General features: G+C 48.4%; 21 protein-coding genes. 7 read left to right on the top strand and 14 right to left on the bottom strand.

The annotated features are described in order from the left end of the window. Window position 1: 1 nt before the first annotated feature. The 3 genes from WH46_RS17175 to mobA form a co-directional block, all read right to left on the bottom strand. Window positions 2-202, bottom strand: a complete 201-nt coding sequence (locus WH46_RS17175) for a hypothetical protein (RefSeq protein ID WP_017811004.1) — start codon at window positions 200-202, stop codon at window positions 2-4. Between the two features lie 196 nt (window positions 203-398). Further along, window positions 399-1,067: a TorD/DmsD family molecular chaperone gene (locus tag WH46_RS17170; protein WP_046227642.1), complete on the bottom strand. Its 669-nt coding sequence runs from the start codon at window positions 1,065-1,067 to the stop codon at window positions 399-401. A gap of 275 nt (window positions 1,068-1,342) precedes the next feature. Beyond that, the gene (gene mobA, locus WH46_RS17165) at window positions 1,343-2,008 is read right to left on the bottom strand and encodes a molybdenum cofactor guanylyltransferase (protein ID WP_052714277.1); all 666 of its coding nucleotides are present in this window, start codon (window positions 2,006-2,008) and stop codon (window positions 1,343-1,345) included. Window positions 2,009-2,286: 278 nt separating this feature from the next. Between mobA and WH46_RS17160 the strand changes: the two genes are divergently transcribed. Then, on the top strand, window positions 2,287-3,483 hold the full coding sequence (locus WH46_RS17160; protein ID WP_046227641.1) for an MFS transporter: 1,197 nt from the start codon (window positions 2,287-2,289) through the stop codon (window positions 3,481-3,483). Window positions 3,484-3,725: 242 nt separating this feature from the next. Here WH46_RS17160 and WH46_RS17155 read toward each other — a convergent pair whose 3' ends face one another. Then, window positions 3,726-5,435, bottom strand: coding sequence for a glutamine--tRNA ligase/YqeY domain fusion protein (locus WH46_RS17155; protein ID WP_046227640.1), 1,710 nt, complete (start codon window positions 5,433-5,435; stop codon window positions 3,726-3,728). Window positions 5,436-5,622: 187 nt separating this feature from the next. On the opposite strand from WH46_RS17155, the gene WH46_RS17150 reads away from it, so the two are divergent. After that, a complete protein-coding gene (locus WH46_RS17150; protein ID WP_046227639.1) occupies window positions 5,623-5,880 on the top strand; it encodes a DUF2164 domain-containing protein in 258 nt (85 codons plus the stop codon). Window positions 5,881-5,928: 48 nt separating this feature from the next. After that, window positions 5,929-6,477 (top strand): GNAT family N-acetyltransferase, encoded by a 549-nt coding sequence (locus WH46_RS17145; RefSeq protein ID WP_017811010.1) that lies wholly within the window; start codon window positions 5,929-5,931, stop codon window positions 6,475-6,477. Window positions 6,478-6,639: 162 nt separating this feature from the next. Here WH46_RS17145 and WH46_RS17140 read toward each other — a convergent pair whose 3' ends face one another. Then, window positions 6,640-8,286, bottom strand: coding sequence for a response regulator (locus WH46_RS17140; protein ID WP_017811011.1), 1,647 nt, complete (start codon window positions 8,284-8,286; stop codon window positions 6,640-6,642). A 374-nt stretch (window positions 8,287-8,660) separates the two neighbouring features. Between WH46_RS17140 and WH46_RS17135 the strand changes: the two genes are divergently transcribed. Continuing rightward, a complete protein-coding gene (locus tag WH46_RS17135; RefSeq protein ID WP_017811012.1) occupies window positions 8,661-9,086 on the top strand; it encodes a hypothetical protein in 426 nt (141 codons plus the stop codon). On the opposite strand, the gene WH46_RS17130 is transcribed toward WH46_RS17135, so the two are convergent. The 3 genes from WH46_RS17130 to WH46_RS17120 all read right to left on the bottom strand — a co-directional run bounded on the left by WH46_RS17130 (window position 9,074) and on the right by WH46_RS17120 (window position 11,403). Next, window positions 9,074-9,565 (bottom strand): GNAT family N-acetyltransferase, encoded by a 492-nt coding sequence (locus tag WH46_RS17130; protein WP_026135949.1) that lies wholly within the window; start codon window positions 9,563-9,565, stop codon window positions 9,074-9,076. The genes WH46_RS17135 and WH46_RS17130 overlap by 13 nt on opposite strands. Before the next feature lie 129 nt (window positions 9,566-9,694). Beyond that, window positions 9,695-10,930 (bottom strand): MFS transporter, encoded by a 1,236-nt coding sequence (locus WH46_RS17125; RefSeq protein ID WP_046227638.1) that lies wholly within the window; start codon window positions 10,928-10,930, stop codon window positions 9,695-9,697. 2 nt (window positions 10,931-10,932) lie between these two features. Continuing rightward, window positions 10,933-11,403 (bottom strand): hypothetical protein, encoded by a 471-nt coding sequence (locus tag WH46_RS17120; protein WP_046227637.1) that lies wholly within the window; start codon window positions 11,401-11,403, stop codon window positions 10,933-10,935. 208 nt (window positions 11,404-11,611) lie between these two features. Here WH46_RS17120 and WH46_RS17115 point away from each other — a divergent pair, with 208 nt between their 5' ends. The 3 genes from WH46_RS17115 to WH46_RS17100 all read left to right on the top strand — a co-directional run bounded on the left by WH46_RS17115 (window position 11,612) and on the right by WH46_RS17100 (window position 15,617). Then, window positions 11,612-12,724, top strand: a complete 1,113-nt coding sequence (locus WH46_RS17115; RefSeq protein ID WP_082208439.1) for a sigma-70 family RNA polymerase sigma factor — start codon at window positions 11,612-11,614, stop codon at window positions 12,722-12,724. Between the two features lie 168 nt (window positions 12,725-12,892). Further along, entirely contained in the window at window positions 12,893-13,339 is a 447-nt protein-coding gene (locus tag WH46_RS17110; RefSeq protein ID WP_046227636.1) for a carboxymuconolactone decarboxylase family protein, read from the top strand. A 565-nt stretch (window positions 13,340-13,904) separates the two neighbouring features. After that, window positions 13,905-15,617 carry a methyl-accepting chemotaxis protein gene (locus WH46_RS17100; protein ID WP_046227634.1) on the top strand — a complete coding sequence of 571 codons (1,713 nt, stop codon included), beginning with the start codon at window positions 13,905-13,907 and terminating at the stop codon, window positions 15,615-15,617. A gap of 183 nt (window positions 15,618-15,800) precedes the next feature. Here the strand turns inward: WH46_RS17100 and WH46_RS17095 are convergent, their stop codons facing one another. The 6 genes from WH46_RS17095 to WH46_RS17070 all read right to left on the bottom strand — a co-directional run bounded on the left by WH46_RS17095 (window position 15,801) and on the right by WH46_RS17070 (window position 23,528). Beyond that, a complete protein-coding gene (locus WH46_RS17095) occupies window positions 15,801-17,009 on the bottom strand; it encodes an ATP-binding protein (RefSeq protein WP_017811019.1) in 1,209 nt (402 codons plus the stop codon). Window positions 17,010-17,243: 234 nt separating this feature from the next. After that, a complete protein-coding gene (locus WH46_RS17090) occupies window positions 17,244-18,137 on the bottom strand; it encodes a formate/nitrite transporter family protein (RefSeq protein ID WP_046227633.1) in 894 nt (297 codons plus the stop codon). Between the two features lie 354 nt (window positions 18,138-18,491). Next, window positions 18,492-19,853: an FAD-dependent oxidoreductase gene (locus WH46_RS17085; protein WP_046227632.1), complete on the bottom strand. Its 1,362-nt coding sequence runs from the start codon at window positions 19,851-19,853 to the stop codon at window positions 18,492-18,494. 505 nt (window positions 19,854-20,358) lie between these two features. Continuing rightward, complete coding sequence (locus WH46_RS17080; RefSeq protein ID WP_017811022.1) at window positions 20,359-21,225, bottom strand: ABC transporter ATP-binding protein; 867 nt, start codon at window positions 21,223-21,225, stop codon at window positions 20,359-20,361. A gap of 225 nt (window positions 21,226-21,450) precedes the next feature. Further along, on the bottom strand, window positions 21,451-22,476 hold the full coding sequence (locus WH46_RS17075) for a FecCD family ABC transporter permease (RefSeq protein WP_046227631.1): 1,026 nt from the start codon (window positions 22,474-22,476) through the stop codon (window positions 21,451-21,453). Continuing rightward, window positions 22,473-23,528: a FecCD family ABC transporter permease gene (locus tag WH46_RS17070; protein ID WP_017811024.1), complete on the bottom strand. Its 1,056-nt coding sequence runs from the start codon at window positions 23,526-23,528 to the stop codon at window positions 22,473-22,475. The genes WH46_RS17075 and WH46_RS17070 overlap by 4 nt, the downstream gene beginning before the upstream one ends. Between the last annotated feature and the right edge of the window lie 122 nt (window positions 23,529-23,650).

Below are 23,650 nucleotides of genomic sequence, written 5' to 3'. Positions count from 1 at the left end.
CTCAGGGGACATTTGTATGTGAACCAAATCGGACATCCATAAAAATCTCACCGGTATCATTATCCCGGATAACAAAGTTGATCTCATCAGGGACCAGTTCCCGAAGTGCATACTGCCGGGCCCAGTCCAGCGATGGAAATTCCCTGACCTGCTCGAGTGACTTGACGACAATTTTTGACTTCAAGCATCGGTACGTATGCAAGGCGGTATCCCCCTTTAGTTATCATTGGACAGTACCTGTCGGTTTGACGCCTTTTTAAGATGATTTTGGCAAATATAAATGTTCAGATAACAGAGAATAGATCATATTGTAAGCGTCTATCCGTCTTGTACTGCATCATTCGGCTGCTTTATGAATAAAATGAAAGGAATCGACTGTCCGATCGGTATAACAGCGATTAGCGGAACAGCTGCTGCTCGGCAGCATATACACGCAGATTATGCAGATCTTCATTCAGATAAGCAGATACGGTCTCTGCCCAGGTCTGGTACAGTGTATGATCTGCGGCGGCATCCAGTTCGTGGCAAAATGCCGGTACCCAGGGCAGCATATAATTTTCGAGAAAATCAGCCTGTGCCTTAATCGCTGTATGCTGTTCCAGTATATTGCCCTCGTTCTCGGCCATGCGCTCTGCCAGCAATGACATAAATTCCAGTTCAATGCCGATATGATCATCGGTCTCCTGACCCATCTTTTTAAAAGCAATACCTGCCCGTGCATAAATGGAATTCAGCGTAGCTTCATAGCTCCAGCGTTCCTGCTCACTGAGCAGATATTCCGATGCGCGCGGATGATGCGGCAGCCGCTGTTCGGTGAACAGTTGATCATATTGCACACACTCATCATAAGCATACTGAATAATATTGGTCAGAGGTATATTCTCAAGCATACTAATCAGCGGATTGCTTTGCCCGGACAGAATCCGGATACGTCCAGCTTCCTTGCGCCATTCAATCAGCTTGGATAGCGTAGGACGCCGCTGCAGCATTTCGCTCAGCAAACGGTAGGTCATGACCCGGCTGTACAACCAATCTGTCTTCATGCATGTTTCCATCTTTACTGTCATGAGAATACACTCCTTGTGATATTATTCACTTATGATATGTCAGCGCTTGCAACAGAGCAACCAATTACGGTAATAAGCGACTTGTCAGCGTCATCTGTCTACATTTATATATAAGATTCTGTCAAAATTGAATATTGTATTTCTTATTTTTATTGTACCCGAATTTGGTATAAATAGGGGGCGAATCGCCATACGTTCATAAAATAGTCATGTTTATCGGCGGATCCGCTCCATCTGTTCATACCATGCCTTTTCATCTGTCTATGCTTTACCAATTAATGAACATTATGATTGCTATCTATATGCTGCAGTGCCAGTTGATAGGCTGCAGGGTCGTTCATATTATGCAGACACCAGGGAGACAGATCATCATGAGATTCACTGCGTTCTATCAGCAGCTCTGCAAGCGGCAGTTCGGCGACGGTATGTTGATGCAGCCAGTCCATTACCCTGAGCTGTCCGCTGCGTAGTGCAATCTCTAGCGAGGCATAGACACTGCGATGATAGACTGCATACAGGGGATGATGGCGGCCTTCATGCGTCGGTAGGATTACCTGTATCGGCTCGTCCTCCTGAGCCCGTGTGTGTACACGCTCCAGCATGATCTCCAGCAACCGTGTACTGGCAAAAGGCAGATCGCAGGCGCTGAGCACATACCACTGTGCATCCAGACTGCTCATACCTGCATACAATCCGGATAATGGCCCCTGACCGGGAAATGAATCCTCGGCGATCGGCAGCTGCAAAAAATCATAGCTGCGATCAGTCGCTGCTGCCAGACAGAGCTGTGATACACAGGGCTGAAGTGCCGATACAACCCGCTCGATTACACTGCTATTGCCGATCTTCAGCAGGGCTTTGTCTGTACCCATACGCCGTGACTGTCCACCAGCCAGAATAATGCCAGCGGTATCGCTGTACTTTTTTTCTTTTCGGTTCATGTTCGCACTTCCTCTTGTTCAGCTTGATAGATGGTTCTGGATTGAACTTGATTTGCCTCGTTGTCTTCCTGCTAACAGTATACTTCATTCTTGCTTTGATACTGCTGGCACACTGTTCAGCCCTTCCACATCCGATAGTACCAAGTTGATTATTGCAAAAAGGTGACAGCAGAGTAATCACGAATCCATCGTTAGCCGAAATTCACCCAAAATGGTTTGTATCCCCTTTCAACAAATGATACAGTGAACTAAAAGTTCTCGGAAAGGATTGGCCTTCCATGCGTTCACATTCGTCTTCGCCTGCATTCTTCTCCCTTCGTTGGTATACTTTTTTCATATATGGAACGATGGTTATTTTCACAAGTTTCTTCCAGCTGTATTTGCAGGATATAGGTATGAGCCAGAGCCAGATTGGCGCGCTGATGGCGATTGGTCCTTTTATTTCGCTATTTGCCAATCCATTCTGGGGATACTACAGCGATCGGCTGCAAAATACAAGATTGATTCTGCTGATTATGATGACCGGTACGCTGCTGCTTGTACAAATGGTATTTCATGTACATAATTACACGCTGATATATATCGTTATGGCCTGTTTTTTCTTTTTCCAGACACCGATGTTTGCACAGACCAGCACGCTGATCCTCAATTATATCGATGGTACGCCGCATAAGTTCGGCGGTTTTCGGTTGTACGGCTCACTGGGTTGGGCGCTCACTGCTGTAGCTGCCGGCCCGGTGATCGATCATCTCGGTGTGTCCAAAATCGGCATTGTGTTTACCGTACTGCTCCTTGTGGCTATCGGACTGATGCTGATTATGCCTCCGCAGACCCGTTCGCCTGGTGGAGCTGCTTCCCTGAGCTGGAGTGCACTGCGGCAGTTCAGCGGTAACGGCTACTTTGTCGGCTTTATCGTACTCGGAGTACTCGTCTCTATTCCCAATATGATGAACAGCACGTTTCTCTCTCTCTATGTGATTGAACTGGGAGGCAGCAAAGGCATGGTCGGCTGGGCCGTGTTCGCCTCGTCGATTTTTGAAGCGGTATTGTTTTTGCTGTTTGACCGGTTTCTGAAGCGCCGCATTTCCTTTATGCTGGGCTGGCTGGCGATTGTGAGTATTCTGTTCACGCTGCGCTGGCTGCTGATGGCCGAAGCCGTCAGTCCAATGCAGGTCGTATTTATCCAGCTACTGCATGCTGTTACGTTTGGCGGTTACTTCTATGTCGGTACCCAGCTGACGATGATGTTTGTACCCAATCGTTTTCGCAGCTCCGGACAGGCCATTTATACGATGACCTGGAGCGGACTTGCCGGAGTGATCGCCGGGTTCCTCGGCGGATGGCTGTTCCAGAACTTTGGCTCCGAACAGATGTATCTGGTTGGCATGCTGCTGTCGTTTAGCGGAGCGGTAGGATTTATAATAATGTGGATAAATGTACGCCGTACCGGATACGAACTGCCGGATGAAGATTAATACAAACCAATCCGATAATTCGTGTGCAGACATTCGTTTTCATTGACTATTTCTATAACTCCTCACTAATCGCAAACTTGTATCTTCCACCAGATGAATCGAATTGATGAGTATAAATAGAATTGATCGTCTTCATATTTCTTATGGATACTCGAACCCAAGCAAAAAAGCCGGAACTGTTTGTACAGTCCGGCTTTTTGTGTTGATGTTACTTTATTCATTTATAAAAGGCCCTGCCCGGATCAGGCTTTTGGCATTTTGAACGAGCTCTTCATGGATACGACCAGGTTAAATACCGGGTCTCCAGGCATGGTGTATTTCGGATCGGCACTGAAATAGCCATGACGGAAAAATTGATAACGGTCATACGCTTCGGAGTTTTTGAGTCCAGGCTCCACGAATCCGTGTACCACTTCCAGCGAGTTCGGATTGATCGAATCCAGGAATGTTTTCTCCGGGATATCGTCATTGCCGCCGCTTGTTTCTTCTACCAGTTCTTCCTCTTCCGCTTTGATCAGCGGCTCATACAGACGGAATTCGGCAGGTACAGCCTGAGTCGCCTCCACCCAGTGAATCGTTCCTTTAACTTTGCGGCCGGTAAAGCCGGTACCGCTCTTGGTCTCTGGATCGTAGGTACAGTGAATCTCTACCACATTGCCATCTTCGTCTTTGATAAATTCGTTACATTTGATAAAGTACGCATGCTTCAGGCGCACTTCATTACCAGGGAACAGACGATGGTATTTGCTTGGCGGCTCTTCCATAAAGTCGTCCTGCTCGATATAAATCTCACGGGAAAATGGAATCTGACGGATACCCATCTCTTCGTTCTCGGGGTTATTCTCTGCATCCAGCATCTCCACTTGTCCTTCCGGATAGTTGGTGATTACTACTTTGAGCGGACGCAGTACACCCATCGTACGCGGCACACGCAGCTTGAGATCTTCACGGACAAAGTGGTCCAGCATTTGCAGATCTACAATCCCCTGACTTTTGGAAATGCCGGTCTCGTATACAAAGGAGCGCAGAGCTTCCGGTGTAAAGCCGCGGCGACGCATACCAGAGATCGTCGGCATACGCGGATCATCCCAGCCATCGACGATCTTCTCGTCCACGAGCAGCTTGAGCTTGCGCTTGCTGGTCAGTGTCTGAGCGAGATTCAGGCGACCGTATTCATATTGATGCGGCTCGGCATTCACTTCACATTCACGAATAATCCAGTCATAGAATGGACGCTGATCCTCGAACTCCACTGTACAGAGGGAGTGCGTAATATTCTCGTACGCATCTTCCAGTGGATGGGCAAAAGTATACATTGGATAGATGCACCATTTGCCGCCTGTGTTGTGATGCTCCAGATGAGCGATACGGTAGATAACCGGATCCCGCATATTGATGTTGGGCGATGTCATATCGATCTTGGCACGCAGCACTTTTTCGCCGTTGGCGAACTTGCCTTCACGCATCTGGCGGAACAGTTCCAGGTTCTCTTCCACACTGCGATTACGGTACGGGCTGTCTTTACCTGGTTCAGTCAATGTTCCACGTGACACACGAATCTCGTCGGCAGACTGATCATCTACATAAGCGAGCCCTTTATTGATCAGCAGCTCTGCTTTTTCATACATAAAGTCAAAATAGTCGGAAGCAAAGTACTTGCCTTCCCATTCATAACCCAGCCATTTGACGTCTTCTTCAATAGAATGTACATATTCTTCGTCTTCCTTGGCAGGGTTCGTATCGTCAAAGCGCAGATGCGTCTTGCCGCCGAATTCATCCGCCAGTGCAAAGTTGACCCAGATCGCTTTGGCATGTCCGATATGAAGATAACCGTTCGGTTCCGGCGGGAAGCGGGTGACCACTTTGTTCACCTTGCCGGACTTCAGGTCTTCGTTAATGATGGTCTTAATAAAATTAGAAGGAGTCAAATTATGGTTCTCCACGCCTATCAACCTTTCGTCGTTCAGTTTCTGTTGCGAATAAATCTATTATAACGGTTCTGAAAACTTAGGCAAGGATAGCGCCTTCATGAAGCGACTCCAGTCCTGCCTGCAAACGCTATAATTGCGGCTAAATGACTTTGACGGAACGCAGTGAATACGGTAGCATATAAGTTAAATCGCCTGTAGGAGGATGTTTATGCAACCTTTAAAACTACCACGGGACACCCGCGAACTGCTGATCGCAGATATCCAACAGTTTTTTGAAATGGAACGGGGAGAACGTATCGGTGAACTCGCTGCTGATACGGTCCTGGATTTCTTTTTGAAATCTGCCGGTCCCCATGTGTATAATCAGGCCTTATCGGACTGCCGCACACTCGTCAATGAGCGTATGGCAGGACTGGAAGAAGACATCTACGCGCTGGAACAGCGTTCTCCACTCCGGCCACGCTAGATGCGAATGCTGCCGATATTTTATTCAGGAAAGAGAGGAATTTCCCGCATGTTTACATATATATTGGATGATGACACGGAGCTGAGGCCGCTGGAGCCTGCCCATGCCCGACATATTTACCAGCTGATCGACCAATCGCGTTCCTATCTCCGCCAGTGGCTATCATGGGTCGATGCGACGACATCGGTTCAGGCAAGCGAAGACTACGTTCGCGCTGCACTGACCCAATCGATGGAAAATGGCGGCTTCACTGCTGGCATCTGGTACAAGGATCAGCTGGCTGGCATTATCGGATTCCACGAGATTAACTGGAATCACCGTACAGTTGGAATCGGCTACTGGCTGGGCGAGAATTATCAGGGACATGGCCTGGTAACCTCCGCGCTGCGTGTAATGGTTGACTATGCACTGCTGGAGCTGAACCTGCACCGGGTCGAAGTACGCTGCGCCACCGCCAACAAGCGGAGCCGCGCTGTCCCGGAACGTCTGGGCTTTATTCTCGAAGGCATTATACGCGAGACCGAACTGCTGCCATCGGGTTATGTGGATCATGCCGTCTATGGCATGCTGCAGCAGGAATGGAAGCTGAAGCGCTAGACAGCTGTCCTTTGATATAATATCTCTCAAATATCTGTTATCTTTCGGTATCAACTCCAATAGACCGGGCTTTCGCTCCGGTCTATTTTTGCTGCCTGTTTTGGTATTTGGGTAACCGCTCCTATTTCTGGCGCACATCCATAGGGCATGCCAACACAGATTTCACTTGTTCATGTATACCTTGTTCAATAGACGGCGAACCCGTGCTTCGAGCTCCACTATACTGAATGGCTTGGTCATATAATCATCTGCTCCTACCCGAATGGCTTCGGCTATTCCATGTTCGTTATCGATACTCGTCAGCATCAGCACCGTATAGACCGAAGAGGAATGCGCCATGGAGCGAATCCGTGCCAGCACTTCCATTCCATTCATCCGCGGCATCATCCGATCCAGAATCAGCAGGTAACGCCCCGGTTCTTCGTTCCATGGATCATCCATAAAGGCAAGACCGTCCGGATATGTCCGCAGCTCAAGCGGCTGATCTCCGCCAATATCACGCAGCTGACGTTCCAGAATGCTGCGAATTAACGGATCATCATCTACAATTACAAGCCGGATAGGCAGCTGGCTGCTGCTTGGCTGGGCTGCTATTAATGATTCAGTCATACTACTCTCACCAGCACTGTACTCTTCGGTCATAGTCAGCATCCGGGTGATCCGGGTCAGTGCTTCGCTGACAAGTCCCGGATCATTGGGATCACCCTGTACTGGTAAAATAGCATATCTTATCTCCAGCTTCGATTCCTCCAGCATACTTTTCATATCACTGATATGCAGCAGGTTATCCATAAAGGCAAAGCTCTGTTCCCGCGTAAACTCCGGCTGCAGCAGATAGAAATGCCCCGAGCGCTCGTGTACCCATATATCCTCTACCCGGAGCTGCATCCGGATATAATCGGAGAACCGGCGCAGCTGCCGATCTCCGGCTTCATACCCCATCTGCTCATTATAACCGCGCAGTCCCTGCAAATGAACGGCAATCAGATTAGCTCCGGTCCGCTGCCCGGCAAACCTGGGTAGCTGCTGATTAAGAATGTTCATTGTATAAGCGCCTGTATTCTCATCCAGCATCAGCAGTCGGTTTAACCTCCTTTTGCGGGCGACCAGCTTACGGACGCGCAGTGAGAATTCATCCAGTTCCAGCGGCTTGGCCATAAATTCATCTGCACCCGCTTCATAAGCGCGCATCCGCGTTGCCTTGTCACTGCGAGCACTAATAATGATCACCGGAATCAGATGCAGTTCACACAATTCATGAATCTGATTCAAAAAGCGAAATCCATGCGAATCCGGAAGAACCAGATCCAGCACCAGACAATCAGGCTGCATATCATAGAACCATCGCAGTGCCTTGTCCGGATAGGGAGTTGCCAGTACCATCAATCCCTGTGTTTCCAGCTCATCCTTGAGCAGGGTCAGCAGTCCAATATCATCATCCAGCACCAGCACCGTGCCTGAAGCAGCTACATTACGCTGTAATACACTATCCTCTTCCATCGCTTCTGGCAGACTGGCTGCAGCCAGCTCCTGCTCGGTCATCCGGGAAAGCTCCATCAATGGTTCCAGCATACCTGCCAGCTGCCGGCTCGTAAAAAGACGTTCTCCTTCCTCTTCAAATCCCATCAACAAACGAATAGCCTCTGCATACCATCCAGGCAGACCGATTGTTCCTGCCGTACCTTTAATCGAATGAATCATGCGGTACACTTCACTCTCCGGTGTCCGGGCATCCGGAGCCAGCATTTTCTGAAGCTGTTCCTGTACCTGCCGTTTGAATAACAGCTGATATTTGCGCATACGCTCCATATCATGGCCTCCATTTCATTTCATCAGAATCGGTGACATCAAGGTTGGATACTTCTGTACGGATATTTCGCTTGGGGATGGGAACGAATAGAGACGCCTGACTTCCTTTTATTATAGTTATAATTAGAATTTTTTGGTAGATTGCTTGTATGTATTACTTAATAGTTACCTTGCCCTTTGAAACAGGATCATCTGTCATCAATCAGCTATTTCGGAATAGTATTCTTAATTTGCGGCATCATCCATTTTACCGCTGCTCGGAATAAACAGGTTTTAGGTATTCTTTACATGCTTTTAAGTTTCCTTTAAGCCGGGGAGGTTAAGATGAGGAGGTAACATTAGCAAGACAGCATGAAAAAAAGTGAGGTATCCATATGAAAAGCACGAACACCTATCGCCGTATCCGCAAAGGGAAAGCGATGATCAGCACACTGCTGCTCGGCATCGCGATCAGCAGTCTGTTACTCGGGGAACAAGCCAATGCGCAGGCGATTGCCACAACATCCTCTTCTTCCGTAACCCGTGAACAGCAGGACCCTTTCCTCGGTGCGCTTGGCGCTGCTTCAGATGAGGATGTCTATGATGAACTGTATGAAGGCCGTACACTGGCCGAGACTGCCCGCCGGAATAACAAAAACCCACAGGCCATTATTGACCTGCAGGTCGCACAGATGAACGAGTTGCTTACACAGCGGCTGATTGACGGAACTCTTTCACCGGATACATACCGGGCACAAAAAGAGGAACTGACCGATATCATCACCCAGAGTGTCTATGGCCAGCATCCCTATAACCAGTAAGTCATAAAGATGTCATCCACATATTGTCCATTCATATAAAACTGTTCCTGAAGCCGTCCATTCTCGACGAATCCGTATTTGTCGTAGAAATGGACGGCTTCTGTATTGGTGGACAGTACACGCAGCGTAAGCTTGCGAACCTGCTGGGTATGAGCATGCATGCACAGGGCATCCATCAGCTGTGTGCCGATATTTCGCCGCTGATAATGCGGGTGTACTGCAATATGAATATCGTAGACATGACGGCTGATTTCCAGCGGATGAGGATGCCCGAAGCCTACATAACCGCATATCTGATTCTGCTGAATAGCCAGCAGTTGACTGCCTGGCGGCGAGGATTGAAGATATTGTCTGCGGGAAGAACAGCAGAGAATCGAAGGCGTATTCCGCTCATTCCAGACGAGCTGGTCGAGCATCATCAGCTCTCTGGCATCTTTCATGGTGGACAGACGAATCGTTAATGGAACAGCAGATTGCATGTTCATCCGGCATACTCCTTTTCTCGAAAAAAGTTATAATGCTGACAGCGTCTATTCTGCTTCATTATAGCATCCGCCCCACGCGAAATATGCAACTACCTACCCGGGAGTATTTTTTATTTTATCCGATCAGGCCTGATCACGCGGACGCAGCATAACACCGCGCTGCGCAACACTGTGCACCATATAGAACACAAGCGATAATACACCAGCTACAACAGCGACCCAGCCCACCGGAATCAGTCCGCCCTGGTCATAGAAGATTCCCATGACATAAGGGCCAATGACCCTGCCAACCGCTCCGATACCTCCAGCAACCCCCAGATAAAACGGGGCATAGGCTCCGGTTCGTTCCGAGACAAAGGAAGGAATCGCCGGTGACATCAGCATCTCGCCAAATGTAATCAGTATCATCGCTGCGATAAAGGCCGGATAATTATGGAATCCGAGAATAACCATATACCCGAGCAGATAAAAGACCGCACTCGCCGTTAGCTGCGCCTGGGAAGTCTGTGCCACCAATCGTCGTACCAGATTGACTACCGGCTGCCCGACGAAGATCAGCACTCCGTTTAGCGTCCACAGCAGACTGTAATAGCTGATCAGCATCCCCGAGCTAACGATAAAGGGTGATACGCCGGTGTTCCAGATGGAATTGGCGAGCCAGAGGAACAACGTACCGATCCCCATGAACAGATACACCCGCACCTGCCCGAGCAGCCAGATTGTACTCTCGCCTTTTTCCGCTTTGGGACGGCCCGGATTGTTCTCATCGATAGGTGCGCCAGCCTCTGTCCCTTCCCCAATACGGTTCAGATATACATAAAAGAATCCGGCAAACAGCACACAGCTGACACCATTTAAGATAAACGATAAATAAAATGAAATATCCGCCAATATACCGCAAAGGGCGGTGCCGAGAGCGACCCCGATATTGTTGGCTACATAGACAATATTAAACAGTTCTCCGCGGCGGTCGGCAAAGCGGAAGCCGATAAAAGCCTGAATCGCCGGCATCGACATGGAATTGAACAAACCAATCAGTACCATGGTGCCCATAAATAAATGCCAGTTATCGCTGACCAGCGGCAGCATAAACAGCAGCAGTCCATTCAGAAGTACCGAGCCGACGATCAGCTTTTTGACGCCCAGACGGTGATACAGCATTCCGCCCAGCAGCTGTCCGACAATCCCTCCAAGCGATTGCAGCAGTACAACAAAGCCGGCATCCCGCATCGGACGGTCCAGCTCCTGATACACAAACAAAGTTACCAGCGGCCACATCAGTGACCCGCCTGCGGACTGAATCAGACTCGCAAACAGGAACACCTGTATTTCACGCGGGTAGGTTTTAAGCCAGCGCATAATTAGATTTCCTTTCTTTCCCCACTCTTCTTGTCTTCCAGCTCCCAGAACCACTCCATAAACGTATTAAAATCCGGCCACTGCGGTTGCAGGATACCGTCCATAAAACGCTGCCATTCTTCACCCAATCCAAGACCCAGTACCTGCCCGGTATTGCGATTGTAGAAATAACCGTATTCCCCTTCAAAGCTGTCCAGCGGAATATAGTCCTCAGGGAGTTTTAACCTATCGTGTATTCCCTGTATACTCATCGTATAGCTGTCACTGTTCAAGACAAACCAGCAGATCTGATACAGCTGCAGATGATCTCTGCCCATAAATGTCGGCCCATCTTCCGCATGCAAATAAAACTCTGCAAAATCGGATTCCGGATCGACTCCGATCTGCTGCAGCGCGTCTATATATTCCTGCGTAACCTCATCAAACCACCATCCCCGCTGCTTGCAGTGATGGATTACTTTTTCTGACAGCATAGTTCTAGTTCACCCCTGATGTATGACTGGTATATGTATGAAATGCCGGTGATAGATTCATGCTTCCAAGCATAGCCATAACCCGTCTATCCACTTTGGACATTCCATCCTAGTATGCTGTACTCTGTGCTGGTAGGCAAGCCATCCCTTTGATGCTTTACTCTGCTAACAGTTGCAGTATTCTCACTTAACAAAGGAGTCCTGACTTATGTATGATCCCTTACGTACTAACCGTACTCCATCATCTCTATCGCAATTCGCTGCCGCTTCACAGGGCGAAGATTCACCTAATTCCCTTTTGAAAACATCCGAGTCTCCTTCGCAGGATCCATCCCAAACGAATAACGTGTATTCGTTGGATCAGATCTATAACACGTATTATTCCAAGCTGTTGGCTGTTGCTTACCGGATGACTGGAACCATCACTGATGCTGAAGATATCGTCCATGATCTGTTTGCCTATTGGAGTCAACGGCAGGAGGAAATGATACATATCGATCATATGCAATCCTATCTGATTCGGTCCATAACCAATCGCAGCATCAACCTAATGCAATCCGCACGCAAAAAACGTGAAGTCTATACCGGTCCCTGGCTGCCGGAGCCTGTGGTACAAAGCGCTTCTCACCGGCGTTCCGGTGCTGCTGAAGCGGCATTCGAGCCTGTATCTTCTGGCACCTCGTCTGTATTCCCTACTGCTGATCCATCACAATCTACTGCTGCTAATTCCGGTGCGGAACAGCTTCTGCTGCGCCAGGAAGAACTCAGCTATGCGGTGATGGTACTGCTGGAGCAGCTGTCTCCGGTCGAGCGCGCTATCTTTGTTCTTCGTGAATCGCTTGGTTATGATTATCGCGAAATATCCGAATATGTAGACAAATCCGAAGCGGCCTGCCGCAAAATCCTGAGCCGGATTCATGCCCGCCTGAAGCCAGCTTCCGTCTCTTCTACCGTTGCCAGTGAGCAGGGCGAGACCTTTGTGCGTGCTTTTCTGGCTGCAGCCAGGGAAGGCCGTCTGGAGCCTCTGCTGGATAGACTTCAGGAGGATGTACGACTGTATACTGATGGAGGCGGCAAAGTACGCGCAGCACTGCGTCCAATTTTCACCCGCAGCCGTGTCACAGCCTTTTTCAATGGGATCGCCAGCAAGGGATCTCTGGATGGAGAGTGGTCACTGGTACGAATCAATGGAGAACCAGGGCTAAGACTGCAGCGTGATGGACGTACCATTTATCTGTGCGCCCTGCTGTGGGACAGCAGCGGACAGATTCAGAATATTTATATGATATCGAACCCTGACAAAATCCGGGGAATAATCTGAAGAATAGTATAAGCCCGGATTTTTTTAATTATTAAATTCATTTTCCCTGGTTATTGCATTCTTTTGTCACAGATCGATTGTCTGTCTTGTCTTATATGATGAAGGCTGCTTTTCACGGAGAAAACAGTCTATGACATTCCAAATCATATTCCCCAAGGAGGCAATACTATGCAAACCCGTATAAATCATTATCAAGTTCACCCTGCCGTCTACAAACAAATGATGCAATTGGAGACTTTTATCAAAGAACAGGAGCTTGATCCTGTCCTTTATGAGCTGATCAAAATCCGCGCTTCCCAAATTAACGGCTGCGCCTTTTGTCTGGATATGCATACCCGCGATCTGCGCAAAATGGGCGAGTCCGAAGAACGAATCGCGCTGCTCAGTGTATGGAGAGAAACTCCCTATTACACCGAAGCCGAGAAAGCAGTACTGCATCTGACCGAAGTTGTGACAGAGGTAGCCCGTCAGGGGGTTCCACAGGATGTCCATGACCGTATGCTGCAGCATTTTAGCGAGAAAGAGTACATGGATATCATTATGGCAATCAACATTATTAACAGCTGGAACCGGATTGCTATTTCGACCGGAATGTTCCCGGGCTGCAAGGGCTAAACCGGCTTTTATTATTTTTTCGAAAAATTTATTCGCCGGGTGTTTCAAGTTCTATGGACCCGTTTAACAATAAGTAACGGCATTTGGCGAGAGTGATGTCCCCTTCATTCTCACCCTCTGTCATATCATGGACCACTCCCGGAATCCGCCATATCACGGTTTCGTTCCCCCGAACCGCGCTATGGCGGATTTCATTTGTCTTCCGATATACATAAAGCAAATTATCTTCCTTGTTATTTCGAAAAGCAGCCCTCTGTCTTGATGCCGGAGGGCTGCTTTTTGGTGCGTAATCATACAGATTGACTATATAGCCCGCTCTTCTTCAGGTATGGGTTCCTACGCCTCGCTAAATAGTATATCCCCCATTACATCTCCGGTAATTAAATCATCTAAACGAATTCATATCATGATCCGATACATAGTATTATCAAGTATTCATTTTCTTCTTTCTCCCTATATATAAAAGAATCACCCTACTATTTGATTTGCTTAACACGTCGTTTGGCCGCCCTGCCATTGCTCATCGTTTTGCCCCATTCTCCCCTCGCTCAAAGGAGTGTACCCAATGAATATTCTTCGTAACCTCAAATTTCGTTCCAAACTGCTCGTCCTCAATATAGCTGCACTTGCCTTCCTGGTTGTTATTGGTTCTGTCGGTTATATACAGGTACAGAATATGGCTGCCAACTCGGCCAGTATGTATACCAACAGTCTCCATAAAGTAAGTTCCATCAATCAGATTCTGACTAACTTTAACCGATATATGGGTGATGTACTGCAGCTCATGCTGAATGAAGATCCTGCGCGCAACACCTCTTTGCAGAAGCATTATGAAGAGACGTTCGCCACGATCAGTGCTTCTCTTACCCGTTATACCGAGCTTCCTCTCAGTGCTGAAGAAAAACAAATCTTCGTAGGTATTACCGAGACTCGCAAGCAGATCCGCAGCACACTCGGTGAAATTACAAATCTCACTTCACAAAATCAAAATGCCCAGGCTTACAATATGTATGTAGAGCGAATCGAACCGCTTAAGAAAACACTGGAAGATTATTATACGCAGCTCGCCGATATCGCTACAGCAGAAGCCAAAGTCAAAAATGAAGAAAATGAGCAGGCTCGCCAGCTCGCCCAGACTGTAACTATCGTATGCGCTGTCGCCGCTGCTATTATCCTGCTGCTGCTCTCCTATATCATCACACGCATGATCACCGTACCGATTCGTTCCCTGCAGCAGATGATGGAAAAAGCGGCTGAAGGCGATTTCACGGTCAAAGGCAATTATCCGTACCGCGATGAGACTGGTCAGCTGACCCAATCCTTTGACAGTATGGTCAGTTCATTAAATGATCTGGTGAAGCAAATCAGTGGGAATGCGGTCACCCTGGCTGCCAGTTCGGAGCAGCTGCTAGCCAGTTCAGAACAGAGTGCTACTGCCACCGAGCATATCTCCAACCAGGTACAGGATATTAGTGACGGCACCGAAAAGCAGGCTCAGGGTGCTATTGAGATGAACCGTACCATGGAAGAAATGAATACAGGTATCCAGCGGATCGCCGAATCTGCAACAGAGCTGGCTGCCGAGTCACAGGATTCCGAAGAAAAAGTAACCCGTGGATACAAGCAGCTGGAAAAATCCAATCAGCAAATGGAACAAATCTATCAGTCGATTGGCGCTCTCGCTGTAGTGGTACAATCTCTCAACAAAAAATCGGCCAGTATCGGTGAAATTACCAACACTATCAAAAACATCGCCGATCAGACCAGTCTGCTCTCCCTGAATGCAGCGATCGAAGCCGCTCGTGCCGGCGAAGAAGGCAAAGGGTTCGCTGTAGTCGCAGCTGAAGTGAAAAAGCTTGCTGTGCAAACCCAGGTGTCCTCGCAAAATGTCTCTTCACTGATCAGCGAGATTCAGACCGAGACCCAGAACGTTCTGCAAAATGTCGAAGTCAGCCAATCCCAAGCACAGGAAGGCAAAGAAGCGATCGCCGAAGTCTCCTCCGTGTTTGACAGTGTGATGCAAAGCATCCGTAACCTGTCGGTTCAGCTGCATGAAGTGTCCGCAGTCACCGAAGAAATGTCTGCCAGCTCGGAAGAAGTGCTTGCTTCGGTTGGTACATCTGCCGAAATCGCTCTCCACTCCAAAGACATGTCCCAAAGCGTCGCTGCAGCTACCGAGGAGCAGCTGGCATCCGTTCAGGAAGTAACCAGCTCTGCCGCCTATCTGAGCAGTCTGGCGGTTGAACTGCAATCGTCTATTGAGCGCTTCAAAGTCTAATCCGTCTTCACGTATGACTGGGAACAGGCTGATCACAAGCAGACCGATCGCCAGATTCAGAGCAGAATAAATGCTTAAGCAAAAAGGACCTTTCCATAAGGAAAAGTCCTTTTTGTGCATCGCCGAATATAATCGGATCCGGCTTTGGCTGCAGGATACCGACAAGACATCCTGGTATATACGCTAACGCTGGCTTTGCTGCAACGCCAGTATGCTATTGAGAATATGAATTTTGCGGACAGGCTTGGTAATAATCGTATCAAAAGTATCCCGGAAGTCACCCTCCACTTTCTCACCAAGCGGTGCAAGCAGAAATACGCATTGATTCTGAATCTTCGCCCGATCCTGAAGCCAGCGCTCCCGATCGATCATGGTAAGATCCACAAGTGTCAGATCATAGGCATGATGGTACATTTCGTCAAAAAAGCGTTCATCCATACTGGAAGAAGTAGTGACTTTGGCGCCCCATTCGGTCAACATATCAGAGATGATCCCAACACTTTCCGCATTGCTGTCCAACAGCAAAATACGAATTCCCTGCAGAATATCCTCTTGAAAAGGAATCGATGGCAGATCCGTATACTCCTCAAAATCCAGAATAACACTGACTTCTGTCCCAACGCCGTGCATGCTTTCTAGCCGGATCTCGCCGCCCATCAGCTCTACCAGATGCTTGCTGATCGACAAGCCCAGACCGGTTCCTCCATAGACATGTTCCTGATCGGAGTGAAGCTGGCTGTATACTTCGAAAATATGCTTCAATTGCTCTGTCGACATCCCGATACCGGTATCTTCAATCGCAATTTTCACAGTAAGCTTGCCTTTTACCATAGGTGGCAGCATAAAAAGAGAGACTTTAATATCTCCCGTATTCGTAAATTTAATAGCATTTTGCAGTAAATTCATAATGATCTGCCTTACCTTGAGCACATCGCCAATCACGAACAACGGGATATCCGAATGCACATTCAGATGCACACCGACTCCTTTTTCAAAAGCACGGGGAGCGAGTGCATAGGTCAGATCCTCTATTGTATTAATCACGTCAAACGGATCTTTATTCAGTTTCATTTTGCCGGCTTCCATCTTGCCGATATCGAGCAGGTTATTTACCAAAGCCATCAGAGAATTACTGCTGGTCTGCAGAATCTGTACATAGCTGTTCTGCTCTTCATCCAGTTCGGTTTTGTACAACAGTTCAGCCATCGACAGAATACCATTCATCGGTGTCCGGATCTCATGACTGAGCATGGCAATAAAATTGGATTTATCTTCAGCTACCTTTTGCGCATCGGCTCTGGCTTGCTGACATTCACCCAGTTCAAGGCGAAGCTGCTGTAATTCCATCTCCAACTCTTGCTGTCGCTCTACTAATTTTTCTACATTTTTCATGATTACACCTCTTGAGCCTCAATGGCGTATGTAGTGTATCTATTACCCAATGGTCGGCTTTTCAATCAATCTAGTCAGTTGATCAGTCTGATTGGAGCTTATAATACTAGAAAGTATACCTCTATCTAACAATATAAAATCGCGGTAAGCATTCATCTTTTCAGATGATGCTTACCGCGATTTATATTTATTATAATCACCGATTTGACGAGGTAACATGAAGCAAGTGTTGTCTTACACCCGATCACTATGCTGCAAAGCCATCGCTGCAGGCGTCCCTGCACTGGCTGTAGCACTGGATGGCTGATATCCACCGACTGCTGAACCTGTTCCTGCTGCAGGCACTGAAGACGAGGACTGCGGCTTGTGTACATAGGCTACAAAATAGGCACAAGCGACGAATAGAGCCCCTCCTGTCAGATTACCGAGCCAGACCGGCACAAAGTTCATCAGATATTGTCCCCAGGAATAATAACCTGCGAAGATCGCAGCCGGAATCAAGAACATATTGGCAACAACGTGCTGGAAGCCGATCGCTACAAAAGCCATCGTTGGGAACCAGATACCCAGAATTTTGCCACTGATACTATCTGCACTGTAAGACAGCCAGACGGCCAGAGCGACGAGCCAGTTACAACCAATACCGGACAGGAACATTTGCAGGAAATCCCCTTCCAGCTTGTGACCGGCCATCTCTACCGTTTTGGTTAAATAAGGTCCGGTCTCCGTCATGCCTACAATATGCCCGAAGAAATAAGCGACAAACAGCGCTCCCATCAGATTGGCGATCGTGATCGCAAACAGGTTCCGTACCATCTCCATGCTGGAGATTCGTTTGGCCATACGAGCCAGCGGTACCGCCATCATATTACCGGTCAGCAGTTCCCCTCCGGCAACCAGTACCAGTATCAGGCCAACCGGGAACAGCGAGGCCCCGATAAAGTTGGCAAAACTGCCCCAGGATTCCGGCGTATTGGCAATAACTCTAATATCCAGCAGAAATCCGATCGCAATAAATGCCCCTGCCAGAAATCCGAGTACCAGCATCTGGGTCCAGCTGGAACGAGCCTTGGTTACACCGGTCTCTATCGTATTCATAGCAATTTGCTGCGGTTTGTAGTAAGCCATGATATGATCTCTCCTCTATGTGTATTTCTCATATTTCAATTTTAATGGATATACTTTGTGAAAAAAGTAACAAATGTCACGATACCCATAAAAAAAAGCCCGTATGCATAAAAATCATACGGGCAAATAGAAGGAAGACATTTGTGATAAACCGTTACGCTTGACCATGAATATATGTTAACGGCAGAGAGCAGAACCTACTGCATCCCGATAAAATACCGATTGGCAGCCGGATGTTCAAAGTTCGAAATCCTGTTTGACCGGCTCTGCTATACTGCCGGAATAACCTGGGAAAGATTGTGTTGCATTTCACATAATCAGTTAAAGAAGATTCAGAATACTGTTCCTTCAGACTTAGATCGTAACCGGCTGTCTGGCTTCTACCGGAGCCAGCGCCTGCAGACCTACACTGTTCAGGTAGTTCCACGGTTTGTTGTAATGCGGCTGGAAGAAGAAGTCCACGAATGCCAGCTGATCTACGGTCATACCGGTCTGGATACATACCGAGATGGTATTGATCGACTGGGTCAGATCGGCTTCGGACATAATCTGTGCGCCCAGAATACGGCGGCTGTCTTTTTCATATACTACTTTTAGAGTAACTGTCTCATGGGTTGGCATGAACTCCGGACGATAGTGATCCTGGAAGGTGGAAGTCTCCACATCCAGACCCGCCAGACGGGCAGAAGTCTCGGTCATACCGGTACCGGCAATATTCTGCTCATAAATCTTGATACCCGATGTACCCTGTGTACCCATATATTCATTGGTTGGAGTCACCAGGTTGCGTGCTACAAGCGTACCCATACGTACGGCATTGGTTGCCAGCGGGATATAGGCATGTTGACGGGTCGGGTTGTAGAAGACGGCACAGCTGTCACCAGCGGCAAATACGTCTTTTTTGCTGGTCTGCATGTATTTGTCGACGACAATGGCACCATTGGGCAGCATATCGACCTGACCGGTCAGCAGTTCAGTTTGCGGACGGAAGCCGATGCAGAGAATAACCATATCGGCAGCGTGTTCGCCTTTATCAGTAACGACGGTGCTTACTTTGCCATTTTCACCATTGAACTTCACGACTTTCTCACCCAGTGCCAGCTGGATTCCTTTGCTGGTCAGCAGATCTTCGGTACGGGCAGTAAACTCAGGGTCCAGGTATTTGCTGAGAATGCGATCTTCGGCATCGATCAGGGTCACCTGTTTGCCGTTCATTTCAAATGCTTCGACCAGCTCGACACCGATATAACCGGCACCAACGACTACAATATTACGGGCGGATTTGGCTTTTTCGATAATCGTGTTGGAATGGTTAAAATTTTTGGACAATACGATATTATCCAGTTCGATACCTTCGAACTTCGGAATGATCGGCCAAGAGCCTGTAGTCACGATCAGTTTGTCATAGGTGTCCGTCAATTCAATACCTGTAGTCAGGTCACGTGCAGTCAGCGTCTTGGCATCGGTATTCACGGAGGTCACTTCATGCAGCATCTTGGTAGTGACACCCAGCTCGGCCAGCTGCTGTGGCGAAGAGTAGAACAATCCCTGTGCATCCTCTACTACGCCACCAACATAGAGTGCAATACCGCAAGACAGGAACGAGATATTGTCGTTACGTTCGTATACGGTAATTTGTGCATCCGGGTATAATTTAGCAGTGTTCACAATAGCGGAAGTTCCGGCGTGAGTACATCCAATAACAGCTACTTTCATGATTGTTTCCTCCTGAGTAAATCTGTATTTGATGAAGCTTGTGTCTGTCATGTCATGGTAGTAAGTGAACTGAAAATCAAACGATAAGGTCAACATCAGATGATGTATTCACAGACCATCTGTCCAAGGGGACAACGAATGTTTTTCGCTTGTGAATCATTTCACCTTGTAGTCTTATTATATTGTGATTTTTATCACATTACAATAGGTTTTGGTAATGTTCATACTTTGTTCAATTTTTCACATTTTATTCGTGAGGGGATATATTGACCCTATTCGTAGAATGTGCTGTAAGTAAATGTAATTAATGGTTGTTGGTAACTAACTTTTGGCAAGAGGCATTTGAATGCAAGACGCGAGGAATGTATGACTATAGCGATATACCGATAGGCTCATATATAACAAAAAGCCGCTTCTCCGGCTGATTCCGGTAGAGGCGGCTTTCGAGTGTTCTTGTTATGAAGAAAGGAAGAACTTCATGCTGCAGATAGATAGGATATAGGAATTAGTTCTGAGCAGCGGTACGCAGCTGACTGTGTTGACGTACTTCCTGTACCTGCTGCTCGGCAGCAACCGCGGCATGTACATTACCTGCCAGCGCATATGGCAGACAGAGTGGTACACCGCTGCGCGGATCAACCACAATATCGGCTTCAATCCCGAATACATCACGCAGCACATCGCAGTTCATGACTTCAACCGGCGTACCTTCAGCGATCGCTTTGCCCTTTTTGATAGCAATCATATGATGGGCATAACGGGATGCATGATTCAGATCGTGCACAACCATAATAATGCTGCGGCCGGATGTCGCATTGAGCTTCTCCAGCAGCTGCAGTACTTCCAGCTGATGCGCCATATCCAGATAGGTCGTTGGCTCATCGAGGAACAGAATCTCCGTATCCTGAGCCAGGGACATGGCAATCCATGCACGCTGGCGCTGACCACCGGAGAGCTGGTCAATCGGACGATCATGGAAATCCATCATACCCGTTGCTTCTATCGCCCAGGCGATTTTTTCCTTGTCTTCGGCTTTCATCGAGCCAAATCCTTTTTGGTATGGGAAGCGGCCGTAGGAGACCAGTTCCGTTACTGTCAATCCTTCGGGAGCGGTTGGCGTCTGAGGCAGAATAGCGAGTTGCTTGGCGACTTCACGGGTAGACTGCTTATGGATTGATTTGCCGTCGAGCAGCACGGCACCGGATTTGGGCTGCATAATACGTGCCATCGTCTTCAGGATCGTGGATTTCCCCGATCCATTCGCACCGACCAGCGCAGTAATCTGGCCTTGTGGAATCTGGATATTCAAATCCTCAACAATCAGACGGTCCTCATAGGCAATGTCCAGCTTCGACGTCATCAAACGCACCATAGTTCATCCATCCCTTTCAGTCAGCTGCAGATTCGTATTCTGCGCTGCTTTATATAATAGTGGCAAATCCCGGCAATCGTATTATTGCTGCCAATGGCTCTGTCTGGCAGACATCATTTACGAATTGCATAATCATTCATTTATTGACGGCTATCAACGGCAGAGGTATATATCCAACAGCTTTTTACTTTCCAAAAAAAAGACGTAATTCGCTTGAACCGTATTTCAGGCTCTCGAACGGGCCAGCAGATAAAGGAAATAAGGGCCACCGATAATTGCAACCATAACGCCTGCCGGGATCTCGGCATTCTCCATCAGTGTCCGGCCGACCATATCCGCGATCAGCAGCAATACTGCGCCGATCAATGCCGATACCGGAATCACATGTTCATATCGCGGACCAACCAGACGACGGGCAATATGCGGACCCAGCAAGCCAATGAATCCGATCCCGCCGCTCACTGCCACACACGAAGCGCTCAGTGCTACGGCGATAATCAACAGCAGCAGACGCTGCTTGTTCAGATAAGAGCCCAGCCCTGTCGCTGTATCGTCGCCCAGTGAAAATACATTTAGTTGTCTTGCTTTCCACAAAGCTGCCGGCAGCAGGACGATAATCCATGGAAGCAATGCAATCACGAACTTCCAGCTGCTGCCCCAGATACTGCCCGCCTGCCAGGTCGCGATAAAGTTAAACTCATTCGGGTCCATCTGCAGGGTGAGCACAATCATCAGTGCATTGATCCCCGCCGCCAGCGCGATACCGGACAAGACGAGTCGTGATGACGAGATGCCTTTATCCTTTTTGTAAGCCATCAGATAAATAATCGCTGCAGCTGCAAAGCCGCCTACCAGTGCCAGCAAAGGCATAAACATTGGCGATGCGGATTCACGCATCGGATTCGTAACTACAAACAGTACGACAGCCAGTCCCGCACCGGAGTTAATGCCGAGTATACCGGGATCGGCCAGTGCATTGCGGGACACCCCCTGCAGAATCGCACCGGCAATCGCCAACCCTGTGCCGACAAGCAGTGCAATCACAATACGTGGCAGTCGGAATTCAAACAGAATCAGATTGTCCCGCGGCGTACCGCCACCAAACAGCGTACGCAGTACTTCCGTAGGTGACATTTTGGTAAAACCTGTATTCATGCTGAGTAGCAATACAATAAAAGCAATAATGAGCAGTGCAACGATTGTAATCGTCGTTCGCACCGTACGTTTACGATTAAAAATAACTGGACTCAAAAGTTATCCCCCACTTTCTTCCGAATGACATAGAAGAAGTAAGGAACCCCGATCAGGGCAATCAGCGCACTCACCGGTTGTTCGGTCGGCGGATTCAGCAACCGTCCGAAAGTATCGGCGAAAACAAGCAGCAGCGCTCCCAGAATAGCAGAGGTTGGAATAACCCATTTGTAATCAACACCGACCAGTGCACGGGCTGCATGAGGAATCATCAGACCGATGAATCCAATCGCGCCCACGGTGGAGACCGAAGCGCCTGCAAGCACCATGACAACCAGTACCGCACCGAGACGTACCAGACCGGTTCGCTGTCCCAGTCCAGAGGCAACATCGTCTCCCAGACTGAGAATCGTTATCGATCGGGACAACAACAATGCCCCAATGAGTGCACCAGCGATCCATGGCCACAAAATATCAACCTGAGACCAGGTTACTCCTGCCACACCGCCTGCATACCAGAATGCCAGATCTTGCGATATCCGAAAATACAGTGCAATTCCTTCGGATAATGCAACCAGCATCGCCGCTACGGCAGAGCCTGCCAGTGCGAGCCGTACCGGTGTCAGACCGCCTTTGGCGATTGAACCGATCCCGTAGACGATTACTACGCTGACAGCAGCACCGATAAAGGAAAACATGATGAGCTGATTAAAGCTCATCCCCGGGAAAAAGGCAAAGCACAGCGCCAGCATAAAACCTGCACCGGCATTGACTCCGAGCAGTCCCGGATCTGCCAGCGGATTGCGAGTCATCCCCTGCATCAACGCACCGGCCACTGCAAAAGCAGCACCAACCAGTGCGCCAGCGATCGCCCGCGGAAGCCGAAGCTCCCAGATCACCTGGTGATCCTGATTAGCCGGGTTAAAAGCTACAATAGCCTGCCAGACCACATCCAGCGGAATCTGCCTGCTGCCTTTTGCCACTGAAAATGCCAGTCCGGCCAATAAAAGCACAAGCCCGCCAATGATAATCAGCAGCGCTGCATAAGGACGCGACCAGATTTCTTCTTTCGGCGAGGTCTGCCGGCCTTTCACAAACGTACTGCGAGTCATAAGCAAGCCTCTTTCTGCATCAGTAATGGATTTTATATTATAAAAAATGGTGGATTGTCTGCTAGATTGTGAAAAAGTATAGATTCTTCATGATAATTTCATCTATTTAAAGATACTGATAA

The sequence above is a fragment of the Paenibacillus dauci genome, from assembly GCF_000971985.1.
Classification (GTDB): Bacteria; Bacillota; Bacilli; order Paenibacillales; family Paenibacillaceae; genus Saccharibacillus; species Saccharibacillus dauci.
The sequence above is the reverse complement of the archived record's forward strand: the minus strand, read 5'-3'. Positions and strand labels throughout refer to the sequence as shown.